This is a genomic window from Amycolatopsis sp. (assembly GCF_035546795.1).
GTDB lineage: Bacteria > Actinomycetota > Actinomycetes > Mycobacteriales > Pseudonocardiaceae > Amycolatopsis_E.
Map to the genome: position 1 here is coordinate 49825 of NZ_DASZWC010000052.1, position 20101 is coordinate 69925.

Below are 20101 nucleotides of genomic sequence, written 5' to 3' on the forward strand. Positions count from 1 at the left end.
AGCGAATAGAACGGATGTTCGACTGAGGTCATGAGGTGGGACAGTCAGCGCGCGGGCACCGATCCGCAACAGGCTCTGCTCGGGCTCGACGGTTTGGTGCGCACGGTGCGTTCCCCGGATTTCCACGGCATCACCTTCCACGAGGTGCGGGCCCGTTCGGTGCTGAACCGGGTGCCGGGGCAGTCGGCCGTGCCGTTCAGCTGGACGGTGAACCCGTACCGGGGCTGCTCGCATTCGTGCGTGTATTGCTTCGCCCGCAACACTCACACGTACCTCGAGTTCGACGCCGGCGCGGATTTCGACTCGCAGGTGGTGGTGAAGATCAATGCGGCCGAGGTACTGGCCGCCCAGCTGCGCCGCCCGTCGTGGACGGGGGAGCACGTGGCGATGGGCACCAACACCGACCCGTACCAGCGGGCGGAGGGGCGCTACCAGCTGATGCCCGGCATCATCCGGGCCTTCGCCACGTACGGCACGCCGTTTTCGATCCTCACCAAAGGCACCACGCTCAACCGGGACATCGCGCTCCTGCAAAGCGTTTCGAACGAGGTCGACGTGGGGCTGGGCGTGTCGATAGCGCTGCTGGACCGGGAACTCCACCGCAGCGTCGAACCCGGCACGCCCAGCCCGCAGGCCCGGCTCGAACTCGTCCGGCGGCTGCGCGACGCGGGGTTGCCGTGCGGGGTGATGATCGCGCCGGTCCTGCCGGGGCTGACCGACTCCACCGAACAGCTCGACGCGTTGCTGGCGGCGGTCGCCGACGCCGGGGCGACGAGTGCCACCGTGCTCGCCTTGCATCTGCGTCCGGGCGCCCGCGAGTGGTATGCGCAATGGCTGGCCCGCGAGCACCCCGCGCTCGGGCCCCGGTATCGCGAGATCTACGGCCGCGGCAGCTACGCGCACGCGAGCTACCGGCGCACGCTCGCCGCGCGCGTCGGGCCGTTGTTGCGGCGCCACGGTTTCGGCCGTGAACAGGAGCCGGAGCACCGGCTTCCGCAGCCGCGCGAGGGCGAGCCCGCCCCGCGGCCGGAGCAGATGCGGCTGCTCTGAGAAACCTGGTGGCGCCGCCCCCGGGGGCGTTCGTTAGCCTTGACGGGCAGCAAATCCCCTGCTAGCCACCTGCCTTCGAGGAGAGCAACCGCAGTGCTACGCACCCACGAAGCCGGCACCCTGCGTGCCGGGCACGCCGGACAGATCGTCACGCTCACCGGGTGGGTCGCCCGGCGGCGCGATCACGGCGGGGTGATCTTCATCGATCTGCGCGACGCCAGCGGGGTCGCCCAGGTCGTCTTCCGCGAGGGCGAGATGGCCGAGCGCGCCCACCAGCTGCGCTCGGAGTTCTGCGTGCGGGTCACCGGCGAGGTGAGCAAGCGCCCCGAGGGCAACGAGAACGCCGAGATCCCCACGGGCGAGATCGAGGTGCTGGCCACGGAGCTGGAGGTGCTGTCCGAGGCCGCCGTGCTGCCCTTCCCGATCGACGACCGGGTCGACGTCGGCGAGGAGACCCGGCTCAAGTACCGCTACCTCGACCTGCGTCGCAGCGGCCCGGCGTTCAACATGCGGCTGCGCAGCGAGACCAACCGGGTGGCCCGCGAAGTGCTGCACGCGCAGAACTTCGTCGAGGTCGAGACCCCGACGATGACCCGCTCCACGCCCGAAGGCGCCCGTGACTTCCTGGTCCCGGCGCGGCTGCGGCCCGGCTCCTGGTACGCGCTGCCGCAGTCGCCGCAGCTGTTCAAGCAGCTGCTGATGGTCGGCGGCCTGGAGCGCTACTACCAGATCGCGCGCTGCTACCGGGACGAGGACTTCCGCGCCGACCGGCAGCCTGAGTTCACCCAGCTCGACATCGAGATGAGCTTCGTCGAGCAGGACGACGTGATCGCGGTCGGCGAGGACATCGTGGCCGCGCTGTGGAAGCTGATCGGGCACGAGGTGCCGCGCCCGATCTCGCGGATCACCTTCGCCGACGCGATGGCCAAGTACGGCACGGACAAGCCGGACCTGCGCTTCGGCCTGGAGCTCACCGAGCTGACCGACTACTTCGCCGACACCCCGTTCCGCGTTTTCCAGGCCCCGTACGTCGGCGCCGTGGTGATGCCCGGCGGCGGCAGCCAGCCCCGGCGCACCCTCGACGCCTGGCAGGAATGGGCGAAGCAGCGCGGGGCCAAGGGGCTCGCGTACGTGCTGATCGGCGAGGACGGCACGCTGTCCGGCCCGGTCGCCAAGAACATCTCCGACACCGAGCGCGAGGGCCTCGCCGCGAAGGTCGGTGCGAAGCCCGGTGACTGCGTGTTCTTCGCCGCGGGTGCCCCGAGCGGGGCGCGTGCCCTGCTCGGCGCGGCGCGCGTGGAGATCGGGCACCGGCTGGGCCTGATCGACGAGAACGAGTGGTCGTTCGTGTGGGTCGTGGACGCGCCGCTGTTCGCCCCGGTCGACGAGATCGGTGACGATGTCGCGGTCGGTTCCGGCAAGTGGACGGCGGTGCACCACGCCTTCACCTCGCCCACCCCGGAGTGGATCGACAAGTTCGAGCAGGACCCGGGCAACGCGCTCGCCTACGCCTACGACATCGTCTGCAACGGCAACGAGATCGGCGGTGGCTCGATCCGTATCCACCGCGCCGACGTGCAGAAGCGGGTCTTCGAGGTGATGGGTCTCTCGGAGGCCGAAGCCCAGGAGAAGTTCGGCTTCCTGCTCGACGCGTTCCAGTTCGGCGCGCCGCCGCACGGCGGGATCGCGTTCGGCTGGGACCGCATCTCGATGCTGCTGGCCGGTGCCGAGTCGCTGCGTGACGTGATCGCGTTCCCGAAGACCGGCAACGGGTTCGACCCGCTGACCGCGGCGCCCGCGCCGATCACCGCGCAGCAGCGCAAGGAAGCCGGTATCGACGCCAAGCCGCCGGTCAAGCCGGCCTGATCGATGCTGCACCTGCGGGCCATCAGCCCGCCGGAGCGGACCGAGGACACGCTGGCCCGGCTGCGGGAGCATCCGGGCACGGCGCATCTCGTGCTGCACCGGGGCGCCGCGCTCGCCCCGGCCGGTGACCTGATCGAGGCCGACGTCGCCAGGGAGGCGGCCGACGAGATCATCGACCTGCTGTGCGCGGCCGGACTGGAGAAAGAGGGCGGTGTCACGCTCGAAGCGATCGACACCGTGCTCTCCGACGCCGCCGACAGGGCCGAGGAGCGGGCGCCGGGCGACGGGGCCGATGCGGTGGTCTGGCGCGAGCTCGTGGCGCGCACCGGCGAGGAATCCCGGCTCAACGGCACGTTCCAGGCGTTCCTGGCCATCGCCTGCCTGCTCGCGTCGGTCGGGGTGATCACCGACTCCCCGGTGACGATCGTCGGCGCGATGGTGGTGGGCCCCGAGTTCGGCCCGCTGGCCGGTATCGCGGTCGGCCTGGTGCTCCGCCAGTGGGGGCTGGTGCGCCGGGCTTCGCTGGCACTGGCGGTCGGGTTCCCGGTGGCGATGGTGGTGACCGCGCTCGCCACATTGGCGAGCGAGGCGATCGGGCTGCTGGACGTGGCCTCGTTTCGGCAGGGGCGGCCCGACGTCGACTTCGTCTACCAGGTCGGCTGGTATTCGCTGATCGTGGCCGTGCTCGCCGGTGCTGCCGGGATGCTCGCGATGACTTCGGCGAAATCGGCGGCGCTGGTGGGTGTATTCATCTCGGTCACCACCGTGCCCGCCGCCGGCTACGCGATCGTGGCGGCCGTCACCGGCGAATGGGCGCGGGCGGGGGAGTCCGCGGCGCAGCTGGTGGTCAACCTGACCGGCATCGTCGCCGCCGCCGGGGCGGTGCTCGCTGTGCGCAGACGTGGTCAACTTGACCGTTCTTGGGGCAAATGATTGTGGTGAGGCAGGCAGGCCCGCTAGTAGGGTCGAAGGCGATGACCGTGGACACTTCAGAAGAAGGCACTGCCGCCGAAGGCGCAGCCGGGTTGACTGCGAGCACCTTGGCGGCACAAGCGGTCGAAGCCGGTGAAGCGGTGCTCTCGCACCGGTTCGGCAGCTCCATCGCACTCGTCGAGCCCGAGGTCCTGCCGGGATCCGGGCCGGCGACGGTGGTCCGGGCGCGGATCGCCACCTCGCCCTTCGGGCTGCCCCGCACCCTGGTGATCAAGCACTACCCGGAGCCGGCGCCCAAGGGCGCGCCCGACCCGTTCGCCCAGGAGGCCGTCAGCTACCAGCTGTTCACCGCGCTGCCGCCGGAGGACAGGATGTGCCCGGAACTGCTGGCGCACGACGGGGCGCGGCGGGTGCTGGTGATCGACGATCTCGGCCGCGCGCCCACCCTGCAGGACAAACTGCGCGGCTCGGACGCCCGCGCGGCCGAGCGTTCGCTGCTGTCGTGGGCGCGGTCGCTGGGCCGGATGCACGCGACGACGGCCGGCCGTGAGGCCGATTTCGATGCGCTGCTGCGCCGGCTCGGCGGGCCGGTCAAACACGAGGACAGCACCCCGGCCGTGGCGTACGCGCAACTGCCCGGCCTGCTGGCGGAGCAGCTCGGGGTGGAAACCCCGGAGCCGGTCCGCGCATTCGCCGCCGAGGTGCTGCGCCGGGCCAAGTCCATCGCCTACCGTGCCTTCAGCCCGGTCGACCTCAGCCCGGACAACAACCTGGTCACCAGCGGCGGGGTCCGGTTCCTGGACTTCGAGCGCGGCCGGGTGCGCAACGCGCTGATCGACGCCGCGCACCTGCGGGTGCCGTTCGTTTCCTGCGTCGAACCGAGGGCGCTGCCCGCGGGCATGAGCGAGGCGATGGTGGCCGCCTGGAGCGCCGAGGTCACGCAGGTCTGGCCGGGGCTGGCGGACAACGAGGTGCTCTCGGCCCATCTGCTGGACCACCAGCTGCTGCTCGTGTGGGGCAACAGCTGGCACGCGCTGTCCGGAACGGGGGACAAGCCGTCCGCGCTGGTGACGTGGTGGCGCAACCTCGAGGCGTACGCGGGCCGCCAGGGCGAGGGCGAGCTGGCGGAGCACGCCGGCGCGGTCGCGGCGGCGCTCGACGCGCGGTTCGGGCCGGGCCTGGCGCTGCCGCTGTATCCGGCGTTCCGGTAATTTCCCCTCGCGGTCCCGGGCTCGTTACCCGGTGCTCACCGCTGGTGAGTCTGCGTGCCCGATGGTCTGTAGACGTGACCGCGGTGAGCGAGCAGATCCCCCTGACCACCCTTCCCCGCCGGGCCGAGCGGCTGGCAGTACTCGGTGATTCCACGGCCGTCGGACTCGGTGATCCCGTGCCCGGCCGCGGCTGGCGCGGCGTCGGCCCGTTCGTGGCGGCCGCGCTCGGCATCCCGCCGGGCGGCTACCTCAACACCGCGTTCACCGGCGCCAGGATGAAATGCGTGCGCACCGATCAGCTGCCCGCGGCGGCCGCGCACCGGCCGGACGTGGCGCTGGTGATCGTCGGGATGAACGACACCCTGCGCTCGGATTTCGACGCGGCGGCCATCGCGGCCGACCTCGACCACGTGGTGACCACGCTGGCCCCGCACGGCACCACCGTGGTGCCAGTGCGTTTTCACGACCACGGCCGGGTTTTCCGGCTGCCCCGCCCGCTCTACCGGGCGCTCAAGGCTCGGATCGACGAGCTGAACACGGCCATCGACAGCGTGGTGCGCCGGCACGAACTGCCGTGCCTGGACCTCGACGCGCTGCCCGGCGCGTATGACCTGTCGTCGTGGAGCGTGGACCGGCTGCATCCCTCCGAACTCGGCCACCGGATGCTGGCCGACGGGCTGACCGTGGTGCTGGCGCGGCACGGGATCCTGGTGCCAGAGCCGGTGAGCCTGGTGTGCTCGGGCGGTATCCGGCCGCGCACCATCGACCACGTCGGATGGCTTGTGCTGAAAGGGATTCCGTGGCTGTGGCGGCGGGGCCGCGACCTGCTGCCGTATGCCGCCGGGATCATGGCGAGCGCGGCGATGGCGGCGTGGCGGGCCGATCAGCCCGCGGCGGTCGAGGCCGCGCCGGCGCCCGTCCAGCGGGCTTCGTAGCCGGGAAGTCTCTTTGTCGGACCCCACGATTACCGTGGAGATGTGCAGCAGGACGAACTCTTCACCGTCAACCCCCACGTGCGCCCGCCGGATCCGGTCGGCGCGCCTGTCGAGCCCGTGGTGCCCCCGGGCTCCCCGCTGGCCGTGCGGATGCGGCCGCGCTCGCTCGACGAGGTGGTCGGCCAGCAGCATCTGCTGCGGGAAGGGGCGCCGCTGCGCCGGCTCGTCGAGGGTGCCGCGCCCGCGTCGGTGCTGCTCTACGGTCCGCCCGGCACCGGAAAGACCACGCTGGCGAACCTGGTCTCCACCGCCACCGGCCGCCGGTTCGTCGCGCTGTCCGCGCTCTCGGCCGGGGTGAAGGAGGTGCGCGGGGTCATCCAAGAAGCACAGCGGAGGCTCCTCTACAACTCGGAGAACACCGTGCTGTTCATCGACGAGGTGCACCGGTTCTCCAAGACCCAGCAGGACGCGTTGCTGGGCGCGGTCGAGGACCGGACGGTGCTCCTCGTGGCGGCCACGACGGAGAATCCGTCCTTCTCGGTCGTTTCGCCGCTGCTTTCGCGTTCGCTCGTGCTGCAGCTTCGCCCGCTGACCGACGAGGACGTGCGCGGGCTGATCCAGCGAGCGCTGGCCGACGAACGCGGCCTCGGCGGCGAGCTGGAGCTGACCGGGGAGGCGGAGGATCACCTCGTCCGGCTCGCGTCCGGGGACGCGCGCCGCGCGCTGACGGCGCTGGAGGCGGCGGCGGACGCGGCGGCGGCCACCGAGCACCGCACGATCGATCTCGCCACCGTCGAGTCCACTGTGGACAAAGCGGCGGTGCGCTACGACCGCGACGGCGACCAGCACTACGACGTGATCAGCGCGTTCATCAAGTCCATCCGCGGTTCGGACGTGGACGCGGCGCTGCACTACCTGGCGCGGATGATCGAGGCGGGGGAGGACCCGCGGTTCCTCGCGCGGCGGCTGGTCGTGCACGCCAGCGAGGACATCGGGCTCGCCGACCCCACGGCGTTGCAGGCGGCGGTGGCCGCCGCGCACGCCGTGCAGTTCATCGGTATGCCGGAGGGGCGGCTCGCGCTCGCGCAGGCCACGATCCACCTCGCGACGGCACCGAAGTCGAACGCCGTGGTCACGGCGATCGACAGCGCGCTGGCCGACGTCCGCGCGGGCCGGATCGGCACGGTCCCGCCGCACTTGCGCGACGGGCACTACGCGGGTGCGGCGAAGCTCGGCAACGCGCAGGGCTACCGCTACCCGCACGACGTCCCCGAAGGCGTGCTGCGCCAGCAGTATCCGCCCGACGAGCTGGCGGGCCGGGACTACTACGAGCCCACCCAGCGCGGTGGCGAACGCACCCTCGCCGACCGCGTCCCCAAGCTCCGCCGCACCATCCGCGGCGAGTAAAGAATCCTTTGCCATAGCTTGACCATCCGCTGGGGAACTGTATGCCGGCTGTTCAGCGCGAATCCGGGCAAAAGGCATGCGGACCGGCGAATATCCCGGCATGGAAATCCCGAGAGTAGGTCTCCCCGACAAGCTCGCGTCCCGGCTGTCGATCGCCGAACAGCACGAGTACCTCAGCCGCCGGTCCCTGCTGAAAGGCGCGGCCGCCGGCGGGGCGTTGCTCGCCGCCGGGCCGATGCTGCTGCCGCAGGCCGCGTACGCGGCCGGTGACCAGGTCGTCCCCACCGGCCGCCACCTCGCCTTCGGGCGCAACCCGCGCACGTCCGTCCGCGTCGGCTGGCAGGTCCCCACCGCCGTGCGCAACCCGTTCGTCCGCATCGCCGAGCAACACGGGCAGTGGAGCCACAAGATCCCCGCCGAGCTGCGGGTGCTGCACTCCGAAGTGGCCGGCGTGATCGCCCCGCGCGACCAGTTCTACGTGCACGCCGAAGCCGACCGGCTGCGCCCCGGCGGCCGTTACCGCTATATCGTCGGCCACGACGGCTACGACCCGACCGGCACACCCGGGGTGCCGTTCAGTACCGCGCCCGCGCGTGGATTTCCCAGTGAGGGCTTCACTTTCACCGCCTTCGGCGATCAGGGCGTGAGCGCGCACGCGCTGGCCCAGGACGGCACGATCGCCAAGCAGAACCCCGCTTTCCACCTGCTGGCCGGGGACATCGCCTACGCCGACCCGTCCGGGCAGGGCCTGCCGATCGGCTCGGTCGCCGACCCGGCACACGACGTCTTCGACCCGTCGGTGTGGGACGCCTACCTGACGCAGATCGAGCCGGTCGCCGCGTCCGTGCCGTGGATGGTCGCGACCGGCAACCACGATATGGAGGCGCTGTACTCGCCGGACGGCTACGGCGGCCAGATCGCCCGCTGGGACTTCCCCGGCTCCGGCCCGTCGGACTGCCCGAGCGTGTACTCGTTCATCTACGGCAATGTCGGCGTGATCTCGCTCGACGCCAACGACGTGTCCAACGAGATCAGGGCCAACCGCGGCTACTCCTCCGGCGGGCAGACGGCGTGGCTCAAGCGCCGCCTGAAGTTCCTCCGGCTGCAGTCCGATGTGGACTTCATCGTGGTGTTCTTCCACCACTGTGCCTACTCCACCACCAACCAGCACGCCTCCGAAGGCGGGGTGCGCGCCGACTGGGTGCCGCTGTTCGACCAGTACCACGTGGACCTGGTGATCAACGGGCACAACCACGTGTACGAGCGCAGCGATGCCTTGCGCGGCAACCAGGTCACGCGGCAGGTGCCGATCGGCGCCACGGTGGACCCGGACCGTGATGGCACGGTGTACGCGACCTGCGGTGGCGGCGGCCGGAGTCTGTACAGCTTCCCGGCGCCGGACAGCTACCTCGGCAACGAGCAGCCGCACACCGCGGTGCCGTCGTACTACTGGAGCCCCGACGGGACGAAGGTGACCGAGACGATCACCTGGTCCCGGGTGCGCTACACCGGGTACTCGTTCGTCGCGATCGACGTCAAGCCCGGTTTCCGCGGCCGCAAGACGACGCTGACCCTGCGGGCGCTGAAGGAGGACGGCACCGAGATCGACCGGTTCACCGTCGAGCGCACGGCCGGGCTGCAGCACGGGTTCGGCCACACCGGAGTCGGCGCCGACTCCGGTGACGAGTAGCTCAGGGCAGGAACAGCGTCGAATCGCCGAACTCGTGCCAGAGGTAGCGGCGGTCGACGGCGGCGTCGTAGGCGGCCTCCACGAGTCCGCGGCCGGCCACCGCTTCCAGCAGGAGGAGGTGGCTGGCCTCGGGCGCGTGCAGTCCCGTGACGAGGCCGCTGACCACCCTGGCCGGGCGCTGCGGGCCGAGCACGAGCCCGGTCCACCCGCCCGCGGCGCGCACCGTGCCGTCCGGCTCGGCCGCGCTTTCCAGCGCGCGCACGGCCGTCGTGCCCACCGCGACGATCCGCCCGCCCGCGGCACGGACCAAGTTCACCAGCCGCGCGGTGGACTCCGGCACCGAAAACCGTTCCCTCGTCGGCGGTTCGTGCAGTTCCGGGCTGGACACCCCGGCGTGCAGCACGATCGGCGCGACGATCACCCCGCGGGCCATCAGCCGCACCAGCAGCGGTTCGGTGAACGGGCGGCCCGCGCTGGCCATCTCCGCGCTGCCGGGTTCGGTCGCGTAGACCGTCTGGTAGTCGCCGAGCGGGTAGCGCCCGGCGAGGTAGCCGTAGCCGATCGGACGACCGTGCCGCGGCAGGTAGTCGGCGGCCGCGAGCGCCGGGTCCGTGGCCGCCCGCCAGAGCCGCGAAATCTGCGCTTTCGGCTCCGGGTAAGGGTTTCGCAGGGTCAGCCGGACGCCGCCGGGCAGGGTGAGGACGTCGCCGGGCGCGGCGGTGAGGTCGGGCCCGCTGCTGTCCAGCAGCCGGATCTCGACCACCCAGCTGCCGTCGTCCAGCGGTGTCGAAACGTGCACCGGAGCGAGGCTGCCGTCCGCGCGGTGGGCGTCCACCGCGGCGGGCAGCGTCGCCGAGGTGTTCACGACGACGAGGTCTCCCGGCGCCAGGAACGACGGCAGGTCACGGAAATGCCGGTGTTCGATCCCGTCCGGCCGCGCGACGAGCAGGCGCACTCCGTCGCGGCGCAGCCCGCGGCGTTCCGGCGGGCTGCCCGCTTCGCTGTCCGGTGGCAGCGAGAAGTCGATGGTCATGCGGGCACCCCGAGTCCGGCGGCCTGGTACCGGCCGCTGGGCAGATCCCCGTCGATCAGCCGGAACAGCGCCGGGACCACGGTTTCCGGCAGTGGGCGGTCGGAGATGTCCTCGCCGGGGAAGGCGAGCTGGTGCATGTCGGTGCGCATGTCGCCCGGGTCGCACGAGTAGATCCGCATGCCGGACTCTTCCGTGGCGAGCACGGCGGTCAACTGATCCAGTGCCGCCTTGGACGAGCCGTAGCCGCCCCAGCCCGCATAGGCTTCGACCGCCGCGTCGGAGCTGATGTCGATGATCCGGCCGTGGGCGGCGCGCAAACCGGGCAGCAGCAACTGGATCAGCGCCAATGGCGCGAACGTGTTGACCGCGTAGACGTGTTCGAGTTCGGCGAGCGGGTATCCGGAAAGGCGTGGCATCGGACTCGGGCCGAGCGCGCTCGCGTTGTTCACGAGCAGGTTCAAGCCATGGTGTGCCGTTTCGGCGAGCTTCCGCCGGTGCCCGGGATCGGTCACGTCGCCGGGCACGAAGGTCACGCCGGCGACGGCCGGGCCCGGGGCGCGCGCGTCGGCGATGACGTGCCATCCGCGCCGGGCGAGCTCCCTGGTCAGGGCGAGGCCGAGGCCACGTGAGGCACCGGTGACGATCGCGGTGGGCTGAGGGTTGGTCATGCAGCCAGCATGAAACCTCAAGTTAACTGGAGGTCAAGAAGACTTCGCCGCGCGGTGTCATCATCGGGAGCAGGACCCATCTCGCAGAGGAGGATCGATGACCACGGTGGCAGTGCTCGGAACGGGGATCATGGGGCGGCCGATGGCGGCCAACCTGCTCGCGGCCGGGCTGGCCGTGCGGGCGTGGAACCGCACCCGCGAGAAGGCCGAGCCGCTTGCCGACCAGGGCGCGCGGATCTGCGGCACGCCCGAGGAAGCGGTGCAGGGCGCGGACTTCGTGCTCACGATGCTCGCCGACGGGCCCGCCGTGCACGAAGTCGTGGCGGGCGCGCTCGACGCGGTGCCTGCCGGCGCGGTGTGGCTGCAGACGAGCACCGTGGGCGCGGAGTGGACGGGCAAACTCGCCGCACTCGCGGACAAAGCCGGGCTCGCGTTCGTGGACGCGCCGGTGCTCGGCACGAAACAGCCGGCCGAGCAAGGAAAACTCGTGGTGCTCGCGGCCGGCCAGGAGGAACTGCGCGAGCGCTGCGCCCCGGTGTTCGACGCCATCGGCTCGCGCACCATGTGGATCGGCGAGGCCGGTGCCGCCAGCAGGCTCAAGCTCGTCGCCAACGCGTGGGTGCTCGCGCTGACCAATGCGACCGCCGAAAGCGTCGCGCTGGCCGAAAGCCTTGGCGTGGAACCGAAACTGTTCCTCGAAGCGATCAGCGGCGGCGCGCTGGACGTGCCCTACGCGCACCTGAAGGGCGGCGCGATGATCGACCGCGAGTTCCCGCTCGCCTTCCCCGCCAAGCACGCCGCGAAGGACGCCCGGCTGGCGCTGGAGGTCGCGAAGGACGGCCATCCCGACCTCGGTTCCGCGCGGGCGGCGCTGGCGCACCTGGAACGCGCGATCGAACTGGGCCACGGGGACGAGGACATGGCTGTCCTGTACTTCGGCACGCGTTAGCGATCCGACCGGAAGCAGGCGGATACGCGGCCGCGGCCGATCTGCTCGCACAGACCTGTTTCCGACGTGGCTGCAGCCGGATTGGCCATGAGCGGCACAGTAGCCGCGACGCGCGGTGGCCCCGACCGGCCGTGAACCGCGACGCACGGTAGCCTGACCGGCATTCGAGCCGCCGTCCTTACGAGGAGGAACCCGTGTCGGCAGGGCAGATCGCCGCGCTGATCGCCGCAGGTGCATTCGTGCTGCTGGTGGTGCTGCTGGCGATCCCGTTGATCAAGCTCGGCCGCACGCTGGACGAGGCGACGATCGCGATCCGCAAGGCGCACGAGAACACCGACCCGCTGCTGATCGGGGCCAACGACACCATCACGCACGTCAACACCCAGCTGGAGCGGGTGGACGGGATCACGGCCAACGCGCAGGCCGTCAGCGGGAACGTCTCGGCGCTGACGTCGGTGTTCACCGCCACCCTGGGCAGCCCGCTGGTCAAGACCGCGGCGTTCTCCTACGGCGTGAGCAAGGCGGTGCGGGCCCGGCGCAAGGCCAAGGCCGCCGGTGCCGAGGGCAGGCACACGCGCCGCGGCAAGAAGGGCGCCACCTCATGAAGCGGTTATTCTGGGTGGGGGTGGGCGTCGCGACCGGTGTCGCGCTGTCCCGCAAAGCCAACAGGACCGCTCGTCAGGCCACCCCGGCCGGGCTGGCCTCGAACCTGGGTGACGCCGTGTCGGAGCTGGCAGGCGCCATCGGGTCGTTCGGCGCGGACATCCGCGCCGGGATGAGCGAACGCGAGCAGGAGTTGCACGAGATGGTGGAGCAGCGGTCCGGGATGCCGGCCCCGCGCCCGGCCCCCGAGGGCAGGCACGCGGCGCGTCCCCGCCCGGCGCGAGCGCGCCGGGCGGAGAGCTGACCGACCGCGCTCTCCGCCGTCGCCGCACCCGTAGACCAAGGCGCGGCGCTCGCGCGCCCTGCCGCCAGGCCCAAGGAAAAGACCAGTGGAAACACACGAGATCAACAAACGCTTCCTCGAACATTTCGAGTCGGCAGGCCATACCCGCGTGCCCAGTGCGTCGCTCATCCTCGACGACCCGACGCTGTTGTTCGTCAACGCCGGCATGGTGCAGTTCAAGCCCTACTTCCTCGGTGAGGTCCCGCCGCCGTACCCGCGCGCGACGAGTATCCAGAAGTGCGTTCGCACCGGGGACATCGACGAGGTGGGCAAGACCACCCGGCACAACACCTTCTTCCAGATGGCGGGCAACTTCTCCTTCGGCGACTACTTCAAGGAAGGCGCCATCTCCTTCGCCTGGGAGCTGATCACCAAGTCCGTCGACGAGGGCGGTTTCGGCCTCGACCCGAACCGGCTGTGGGCCACGGTGTGGGAGCACGACGCGGAGACGACCGCGCTGTGGCGCAAGGCGACCGGCATCCCGGAGGAGCGCATCCAGCTGCGCGGCGCCGACGACAACTACTGGGACATGGGCGTGCCCGGCCCCGGCGGCCCCTGCTCGGAGATCTACTACGACCGCGGCCCCAAGCACGGCCGCGAGGGCGGCCCGGCGATGGACGAGGACCGCTACCTCGAGATCTGGAACCTGGTGTTCATGCAGGACATCCGGGGTGACGTGAGCCCGAAGAAGGGCGCACCGGTGCTCGGCGAGCTGCCGAAGAAGAACATCGACACCGGGATGGGCGTCGAGCGGGTCGCGTACCTCCTGCAGGGCGTGGACAACGTCTACGAGACCGACCTCGTGCGCCCGGTGATCGCCAAGGCCGAGGAGTTCTCCGGCCGCCGCTACGGCGCCGACCACACCGACGACGTCCGTTTCCGCGTGATCGCCGACCACGCCCGTTCCGGCGTGATGCTGATCGGTGACGGCGTGACCCCGGGCAACGAGGCGCGCGGTTACGTGCTGCGCCGCCTGCTGCGCCGCATCGTGCGGTCGATCCGCCTGCTCGGCGTGCACGAGCCGGTGCTGCCCGAGTTCGCCGCGATCGTGCGCGACGCGATGGCCCCGTCGTACCCGGAGATCGCCCGCGACTTCGACCGGATCAGCGACGTGATGCGGGTCGAGGAGGAGACGTTCCTCTCGACGCTCACCAGCGGTTCGCGCATCTTCGACCTCGCCGCGGAGCAGACCAAGTCCGCCGGCGGCAACGTGCTGGCCGGGGACAAGGCGTTCCAGCTGCACGACACCTACGGCTTCCCGATCGACCTGACCCTGGAGATGGCCTCCGAGCAGGGCCTGGAGGTCGACGAGGACGGCTTCCGCGCCCTCATGAACGAGCAGCGGCAGCGCGCCAAGGCCGACGCCGCCGCCCGCAAGAAGGGCCACGGTGACCTGTCGGTCTACCGCGAGCTGCTGGAGCGGCACGGCGAGACGGACTTCCTCGGCTACACCGATCTGCAGTCGACCTCGCGGGTCGTCGGCCTGCTCAAGGACGGCCAGGGGGTGCGCAGCGTCCGCGCCGGCGACAAGGCGGAGCTGATCCTGGACCGCACCCCGTTCTACGCCGAGAGCGGTGGCCAGGTCGCCGACACTGGCGTGCTGGTCGGGGACGGCGGCGAGGCCAAGGTCCTCGACGTGCAGAAGATCGTGCCGGGGCTGTGGGTGCACCGGGTCGAGGTGACCGAGGGCGAGATCGGGCTGGACACCGAGGTGACCGGTTCGGTCGACGCCGGGCGCCGCGGCTCCATCGAGCGGTCCCACTCGGCCACGCACCTCGTGCACGCGGCCGTCCGCGGCGCGTACGGCCGCCGCGCGGCGCAGGCCGGTTCGCTGAACTCGCCGGGCCGGATGCGGTTCGACTTCACCACCCCGGGCCCGGTGTCGGCGGACATCCTCACCGAGGTCGAGCAGGAGGTCAACGACTACCTCCAGACCGACGTCGAGGTGCAGTCCTACACCACCACCAAGGACAAGGCGCTCGAACTGGGCGCGATAGCGCTGTTCGGCGAGAAGTACGGCAACGACGTCCGGGTGGTCGACATGGGCGACTACTCGCGTGAGCTGTGCGGTGGTACGCACGTGGGCCGGATCGGTGAGCTGGGCCTGGTGAAACTGGTCAGCGACGCCTCGATCGGCTCCGGCGTGCACCGGGTGGAGGCACTGGTCGGGCAGGACGCGCTCAAGCACGTCCGCAAGGAGCAGCTGCTGGTCTCCCAGCTGGCGAGCACCCTCAAGGTGCCCACCGCCGAGCTGCCGGCCCGGATCGACGACGTGCTGACCCGGCTGCGCAACGCGGAGAAGGAGATCGAGCAGCTGCGCACCCAGCAGGTGCTCGGCTCGGCGGGTTCGCTGGCGGACAAGGCTTCCGACGTGGGCGGCGTGGCGCTGGTCGCCGAGAAGGTCGGCGGCGAGATCGACGCGAACGGCCTGCGGGCGCTGGCGATGGAGGTCCGCAACCGGCTCGGCTCGCGGCCCGGCGTGGTGGCGCTTTTCGCGCCACAGGGCGAAAAGCTCAGCTTCGTGGTCGCCACCACCGCGGCCGCGCGGGACAAGGGGCTCGCGGCGGGCAAGCTGGTGCCCGCGTTCGCCCCGGCCGTCGGCGGCCGCGGCGGCGGCAAGCCGGACATGGCGCAGGGTGGCGGCACGAACCCCGGGGGAGTGGAGCAGGCGATCACGGCGCTGCGTACGGCGGTCGCCGGCGGGTGAGCGCACCGAAGGCCGACCGGCCCGGGGAGACCGATCCCGGGGCCGGTCGAAGGCTTGCCGTGGACGTGGGCTCGGTCCGGGTCGGGCTCGCACTCAGTGATCCCTCACCCGTTCTGGCTAGCCCACTCGTTACCCTGGCGCGTGACGAAGGGGCCGACAGCGATCTGGACCAGCTCGCCCGGCTCGTTGCCGAACACGAAGTGGTGGAGGTGATCGTGGGGTTGCCGAGGACCCTCGCGGACCGCCACGGCAGCGCGGCGGAGCTCGCCGTTGCCTACGCGGACCGGATCGCCGACCGGGTTTCTCCTGTTCCGGTACGGTTGGCCGACGAACGCTTGACCACGGTCAGCGCCGCCCGCATGCTTTCCCAGCGCGGGGTGAAGGGGCGCAAGCAGCGTGCTGTGGTCGATCAGGCCGCCGCCGTCGAAATCCTGCAGGGCTGGCTGGACGGCCGGGCCGCCTACCTGGCTCGGGAGGGCCGACAGTGAGCCGAGAGCAGCCGCCGCCTTCGCCGGGTGGTCGTCGCCGGCCGCCGGCTGTGCCGCCGCGTGCCGGTGCGCCGAGGCACGCGCGTCCGGTCCCGCAGCAGCCGCCGCCGGCCCGGCGCCCGCCGGTGCGCCGCCCGCCGGCGCCCGATCACGGCATGGATCTGTTCGAGGACAGGCAGGCCCCGCCGCCGCGCCGCCAGGCCCCGCCGCCGAACCAGCTGCCGCCGCGTCCCCCGCGCCGGGCGGAGGACCCGCCGACGGACGTCATCCCGGTCCAGGACGGCTACTACTACGACGGCGAGGACGACTACGCCGACGAGGAGTACGCCGAGGGCGAGGACGGGTTCTTCGCCGAGGAGGACTACGAGGACGACTATCCGGACGACGACGAACGCGCCGAGCCCGAGTACATCGAGCCACCCGGCGCCGACGACGAGGAACCGCCGCGGCGCAAGGTCAAACGCGGCCGCAAGGTCTTCCGGTGGGTCGCCGCGCTCGCGGTGATCGTGCTCATCGGCGGCGGCGCCTGGTACGGGATCGACTCGATCTTCGGCTACGACGACTACGACGGCCAGGGCGACTCCGACGTCGTGATCGAGATCGGCCAGGGCGACTCGACCAACGCGATCGGCACCGAACTGTTCAACTCCGGCGTGGTGGCCAGCGCGAAGGCGTTCGTCAAGGCCAGCGAGGACAACTCGAAGGTGCTGGGCCTGCAGCCCGGCTACTACGTGGTGAAGACGAAGATGTCCGGCGCCGCCGCGGTCACGCAGCTGACGTCGGCCGCCGCCCGCGTCGGCGTGCTCCAGGTGCGCGCCGGGACGCAGCTCGACGACATCACCCAGCCCGACGGCTCGGTGACCCCGGGCGTGTTCTCGTTGCTGGCCAAGGCTTCCTGCGCGACCTTGAACGGGCACAGCACCTGTGTCTCCGCCGACGACCTGCGCAAGCAGGCGCAGACGGCGGACCTGTCGGCGCTCGGTGTACCGGGCTGGGCGGCGGGCATCGCGGGCAAGGGCACCGACAGCCGCCGCATCGAGGGCCTGGTCGCGCCCGGCGTCTACGACGTCAAACCCGGCTGGAACGCGTCGGAACTGCTCGGGTTCGTGCTGAAGAACTCGGCGACGAAGATCCAGTCCGCCGGGCTGGCGTCTTCCTCGCAGGTGCAGAACATGACGCCGTACCAGATCCTGATCATCGCGTCGCTGATCGAGCGCGAGGGCGTGAACGCCGACTTCGCCAAGATCTCCCGGGTGATCTACAACCGGATCGGCGACAACATGCGGCTGCAGCTGGATTCCACGGTGAACTACCTGCTGGACAAGCCCGTCGTGACCACGACGGACGCCGACCGCCAGCGGCCCGGGGTGTACAACACGTACACGTTCGCCGGGCTGCCGCCGACGCCGATCGGCTCGCCGAGCGCGAACGCGATCCAGACCGCGCTGCAGCCGGCGCAGGGTGACTGGCTGTACTTCGTCAAATGCGACAAGAACGGGTTGTCCTGCTTCGCGTCGACGATCGAGGAGCACCAGCACAACAAGGACATCGCGAGGCAGAACGGTGCCTACTAGGGCCGCCGTGCTCGGGAAACCGGTGGAGCACTCCCTTTCGCCGGTACTGCACGAAGCCGCGTACGCCGCGCTGGGCCTGACGGGCTGGAGCTACGAGCGCGTCGAGATGGACGCCGACGGCCTGCCGGCGTTCGTCGCGGGCCTTGGCCCGGAGTGGGCCGGGCTGTCGGTGACCATGCCGGGGAAGCGTGCCGCGCTCGAGTTCGCCACCGCGGCGGCGCCCCGCGCGCTCGCCGCCGGGGCCGCGAACACGCTGGTGCGCAAGGACTCCGGCTGGTTCGCCGACTGCACCGATGTCGACGGCGTGACGGGCGCGCTGCGAGCGGCGGGCGGCTTCCACGCCGCGCCGGGCTCGACGGGCGTGATCCTGGGCGCGGGGGGCACGGCGTCGGCGACAGTCGTGGCGTTCGCGGAGCTCGGGGTGTCGCGGGCCCGGCTCGTGGTGCGGGATCCCGTCCGTGCGGGGGAGACCCTGGCCGCGGCCGATCGGGCCGGGGTCGAGACCGAGGTCCTGACCTGGGCCGAGGTCGATTTCGGCAAGATCGTCTCGGACGCCTCGGTGCTCGTCTCCACCGTTCCCCCGGCCGCGGTCGCCGATCAGGCGCGGGAACTCGCGGGCGCCGAATGCGTGCTCGACGTGATCTACCACCCGTGGCCGACCCCGCTGGCCGAAGCGGTGGCGGCCACCGGCGGCCGGATCGCCACGGGGCTGGACATGTTGCTGCACCAGGCTTTCGGCCAGGTCGAGCAGTTCACCGGCAGGCCGGCGCCCCGCGAGCCGATGCGGGACGCGCTGCGCGCGGCCACCGGTCACGTCCTGCCACTGCCACTGGCCTGAGCGGGTACGGTCTTGCGTTGTGAAGATCGCGATTCTCGACGACTACCAGAACATCGCGCTCGGCCTGGCCGACTGGGCTTCCCTCGGTGCCGAGATCGAGGTGTTCACCGGCCATATCGGCGACCAGGACGAGCTCGTGGCGCGGCTGGCGGGCGCGGAGGTCGTCGTCGCGATGCGCGAGCGCACCCGGTTTCCCGCCGAGCTGCTCGCCCGTCTCGGTGACCTGAAGCTGCTGGTCAGCACGGGGCAGCGCAACGCGGCGATCGACCTGAAGGCGGCCGGGGAGTACGGAATCCTCGTCTGCGGCACCGGATATCTCTCGCACCCCACGGCCGAGCACACGTGGGCGCTGATCCTGGCCGCGGCGCGCAACCTCGCGGTGGAGCTCCCCGCGATGCGCGAAGGACGTTGGCAGAGCACCGTGGGCACGCCGCTGCACGGCCGGACGCTCGGCCTGCTCGGGCTGGGCAGGCTCGGGTCCCGGGTGGCGCGCGTCGGGCAGGCGTTCGGCATGGAAACCATTGCGTGGAGCCAGAATCTCACCCCGGAGCGGGCGGCCGAGGTCGACGTGACGGCCGTGCCGAAGGAGGAGCTGTTCCGCCGTGCGGACGTGCTGTCGGTGCACCTGGTGCTCAGCCGCCGCACCCGTGGCCTCGTCGGAGCCGCCGAGCTCGCGCTGATGAAGCCGGGCGCGTTGCTGGTGAACACGTCGCGTGGTCCGATCATCGACGAGGCCGCGCTGCTGGATGCCCTGCGGCGCAACGAGATCGGCGGCGCGGCCCTGGATGTCTACGATGTCGAGCCGTTGCCGGCGGACCATCCGCTGCGGAGCCTGCCGAACGCGACGCTCACCCCGCATATCGGCTACGTGTCCAAGGACGTGTACGAGGTCTTCTTCCGTGACGCGGTCGAGGACATCGCCGCGTACGTGGCGGGCGAGCCCGTCCGCGTGATGAGCCTGGACTAGCCGGCCAGCTCCGCCAGCACCCCGTCGGTGAAAGGCGGCCACGCCTCGGCCGCCCACGGCCCGAACGCGCGGTCGGCCAGCGCGATGCAGGCCGCGCCCGCGTCCGGGTCCACCCACATGAACGTGCCGGATTGCCCGAAATGGCCGAAAGTGCGGGGTGAGCTGCGTGCTCCTGTCCAATGTGGACGCTTGTGGTCGCGGATCTCGAAGCCCAGCCCCCAGTCGTTGGGCTTCTGGTGACCGAATCCCGGCAGCACCCCGTTCAGGCCGGGGAACGCGATCTCGGTGGCGGCGGCGAACGTGCCAGGGTCGAGCAGCGTGGGCCGCTGCAGCTCGGCGGCGAACGGGATCAGATCGCGCAGGCAGGACACGATGCCCGCGGCGGGGGAGCCTTCGAGCTTGGTCGCCCCCATGCCCAGCGGCTCGAACAGGGCCTCCGCCTGGTATTCGGCGAACGGGATCCCGGACTGCTCCGCCAGCGCGTCGGCCAGCTCCTCGAACCCGGCGTTCGAGTACAGCCGGCGGGTGCCCGCCGCGGCCATCTGCCGGTGCTCGTTGAACGCCAGCCCCGAAGTGTGCGCGAGCAGGTGCCGGATCGTCGACCCCGCCGGCCCGGCCGGGGTGTCCAGCTCCACGACGCCTTCTTCGATCGCGATCAGCGCGGTGTACGCCGTCAGCAGCTTGCTCACCGACGCGAGCGGGTACTGCCGCTGCTCGTCCCCGGCCTTGCCGGCCAGTTCACCGTTCGCCAGCACGACCGCGGCCGCCGCGTTGTCCACCGGCCACCGTCCGATCACTCCCAGACTTTCCACGCCGCCACCCTACGACGCCGGCCCGAC

At 71.3% G+C, this 20101-nt stretch carries 17 protein-coding genes and 1 pseudogene; 15 read left to right on the forward strand and 3 right to left on the reverse strand.

Going from position 1 to position 20101, the window contains the following annotated elements; genetic code table 11:
• The first annotated feature begins 30 nt into the window (after positions 1–30).
• The 7 genes from VHD82_RS27545 (at position 31) to VHD82_RS27575 (ending at position 9092) form a co-directional block, all read left to right on the forward strand.
• Complete coding sequence (locus VHD82_RS27545; RefSeq protein WP_325710169.1) at positions 31–1050, forward strand: Rv2578c family radical SAM protein; 1020 nt, start codon at positions 31–33, stop codon at positions 1048–1050.
• 93 nt (positions 1051–1143) lie between these two features.
• Positions 1144–2916, forward strand: a complete 1773-nt coding sequence (aspS, locus tag VHD82_RS27550; protein ID WP_325710172.1) for an aspartate--tRNA ligase — start codon at positions 1144–1146, stop codon at positions 2914–2916.
• A gap of 3 nt (positions 2917–2919) precedes the next feature.
• Positions 2920–3849: a DUF389 domain-containing protein gene (locus VHD82_RS27555; RefSeq protein WP_325710175.1), complete on the forward strand. Its 930-nt coding sequence runs from the start codon at positions 2920–2922 to the stop codon at positions 3847–3849.
• A gap of 41 nt (positions 3850–3890) precedes the next feature.
• On the forward strand, positions 3891–5060 hold the full coding sequence (locus VHD82_RS27560) for a phosphotransferase (RefSeq protein ID WP_325710178.1): 1170 nt from the start codon (positions 3891–3893) through the stop codon (positions 5058–5060).
• 83 nt (positions 5061–5143) lie between these two features.
• Entirely contained in the window at positions 5144–5995 is an 852-nt protein-coding gene (locus VHD82_RS27565; RefSeq protein ID WP_325710181.1) for an SGNH/GDSL hydrolase family protein, read from the forward strand.
• Positions 5996–6037: 42 nt separating this feature from the next.
• A complete protein-coding gene (locus VHD82_RS27570; protein WP_325710183.1) occupies positions 6038–7402 on the forward strand; it encodes a replication-associated recombination protein A in 1365 nt (454 codons plus the stop codon).
• A gap of 100 nt (positions 7403–7502) precedes the next feature.
• Positions 7503–9092 carry a metallophosphoesterase family protein gene (locus VHD82_RS27575; protein ID WP_325710185.1) on the forward strand — a complete coding sequence of 530 codons (1590 nt, stop codon included), beginning with the start codon at positions 7503–7505 and terminating at the stop codon, positions 9090–9092.
• Between the two features lies 1 nt (position 9093).
• Here the strand turns inward: VHD82_RS27575 and VHD82_RS27580 are convergent, their stop codons facing one another.
• The gene (locus VHD82_RS27580) at positions 9094–10125 is read right to left on the reverse strand and encodes an S-adenosylmethionine:tRNA ribosyltransferase-isomerase (protein WP_325710188.1); all 1032 of its coding nucleotides are present in this window, start codon (positions 10123–10125) and stop codon (positions 9094–9096) included.
• Positions 10122–10793, reverse strand: coding sequence for an SDR family oxidoreductase (locus VHD82_RS27585; RefSeq protein ID WP_325710191.1), 672 nt, complete (start codon positions 10791–10793; stop codon positions 10122–10124). Before VHD82_RS27585 ends, VHD82_RS27580 begins: the two co-directional genes overlap by 4 nt.
• Before the next feature lie 79 nt (positions 10794–10872).
• On the opposite strand from VHD82_RS27585, the pseudogene VHD82_RS27590 reads away from it, so the two are divergent.
• The 8 genes and pseudogenes from VHD82_RS27590 to VHD82_RS27625 form a co-directional block, all read left to right on the forward strand.
• A pseudogene (locus tag VHD82_RS27590) lies at positions 10873–11742 on the forward strand (NAD(P)-dependent oxidoreductase); the annotation flags it as partial.
• A gap of 194 nt (positions 11743–11936) precedes the next feature.
• On the forward strand, positions 11937–12347 hold the full coding sequence (locus VHD82_RS27595) for a DUF948 domain-containing protein (RefSeq protein WP_325710198.1): 411 nt from the start codon (positions 11937–11939) through the stop codon (positions 12345–12347).
• Positions 12344–12649 (forward strand): hypothetical protein, encoded by a 306-nt coding sequence (locus VHD82_RS27600; RefSeq protein ID WP_325710201.1) that lies wholly within the window; start codon positions 12344–12346, stop codon positions 12647–12649. The genes VHD82_RS27595 and VHD82_RS27600 overlap by 4 nt, the downstream gene beginning before the upstream one ends.
• An 85-nt stretch (positions 12650–12734) precedes the next feature.
• A complete protein-coding gene (gene alaS, locus VHD82_RS27605; protein WP_325710204.1) occupies positions 12735–15395 on the forward strand; it encodes an alanine--tRNA ligase in 2661 nt (886 codons plus the stop codon).
• The gene (gene ruvX, locus VHD82_RS27610; RefSeq protein WP_325710207.1) at positions 15392–15883 is read left to right on the forward strand and encodes a Holliday junction resolvase RuvX; all 492 of its coding nucleotides are present in this window, start codon (positions 15392–15394) and stop codon (positions 15881–15883) included. Before alaS ends, ruvX begins: the two co-directional genes overlap by 4 nt.
• 155 nt (positions 15884–16038) lie before the next feature.
• Positions 16039–17457, forward strand: coding sequence for an endolytic transglycosylase MltG (gene mltG / locus VHD82_RS27615; RefSeq protein WP_325710210.1), 1419 nt, complete (start codon positions 16039–16041; stop codon positions 17455–17457).
• A gap of 7 nt (positions 17458–17464) precedes the next feature.
• Positions 17465–18295 (forward strand): shikimate dehydrogenase, encoded by an 831-nt coding sequence (locus tag VHD82_RS27620; protein ID WP_325710427.1) that lies wholly within the window; start codon positions 17465–17467, stop codon positions 18293–18295.
• A gap of 19 nt (positions 18296–18314) precedes the next feature.
• Positions 18315–19262 carry a D-2-hydroxyacid dehydrogenase family protein gene (locus tag VHD82_RS27625; RefSeq protein WP_325710213.1) on the forward strand — a complete coding sequence of 316 codons (948 nt, stop codon included), beginning with the start codon at positions 18315–18317 and terminating at the stop codon, positions 19260–19262.
• Here the strand turns inward: VHD82_RS27625 and VHD82_RS27630 are convergent.
• Positions 19259–20074 carry a serine hydrolase domain-containing protein gene (locus VHD82_RS27630; RefSeq protein ID WP_325710216.1) on the reverse strand — a complete coding sequence of 272 codons (816 nt, stop codon included), beginning with the start codon at positions 20072–20074 and terminating at the stop codon, positions 19259–19261. The genes VHD82_RS27625 and VHD82_RS27630 overlap by 4 nt on opposite strands.
• Positions 20075–20101: the final 27 nt, after the last annotated feature.

What these genes read in the sequence shown, in the direction of transcription:
- VHD82_RS27545 (WP_325710169.1), top strand. Translation starts at nt 31, where the DNA reads ATGAGGTGGGACAGTCAGCGCGCGGGCACCGATCCGCAACAGGCTCTG.
- VHD82_RS27555 (WP_325710175.1), top strand. Translation starts at nt 2,920, where the DNA reads ATGCTGCACCTGCGGGCCATCAGCCCGCCGGAGCGGACCGAGGACACG.
- VHD82_RS27560 (WP_325710178.1), top strand. Translation starts at nt 3,891, where the DNA reads ATGACCGTGGACACTTCAGAAGAAGGCACTGCCGCCGAAGGCGCAGCC.
- VHD82_RS27575 (WP_325710185.1), top strand. Translation starts at nt 7,503, where the DNA reads ATGGAAATCCCGAGAGTAGGTCTCCCCGACAAGCTCGCGTCCCGGCTG.
- VHD82_RS27580 (WP_325710188.1), bottom strand. Translation starts at nt 10,125, where the DNA reads ATGACCATCGACTTCTCGCTGCCACCGGACAGCGAAGCGGGCAGCCCG.
- VHD82_RS27585 (WP_325710191.1), bottom strand. Translation starts at nt 10,793, where the DNA reads ATGACCAACCCTCAGCCCACCGCGATCGTCACCGGTGCCTCACGTGGC.
- VHD82_RS27600 (WP_325710201.1), top strand. Translation starts at nt 12,344, where the DNA reads ATGAAGCGGTTATTCTGGGTGGGGGTGGGCGTCGCGACCGGTGTCGCG.
- mltG (WP_325710210.1), top strand. Translation starts at nt 16,039, where the DNA reads ATGGATCTGTTCGAGGACAGGCAGGCCCCGCCGCCGCGCCGCCAGGCC.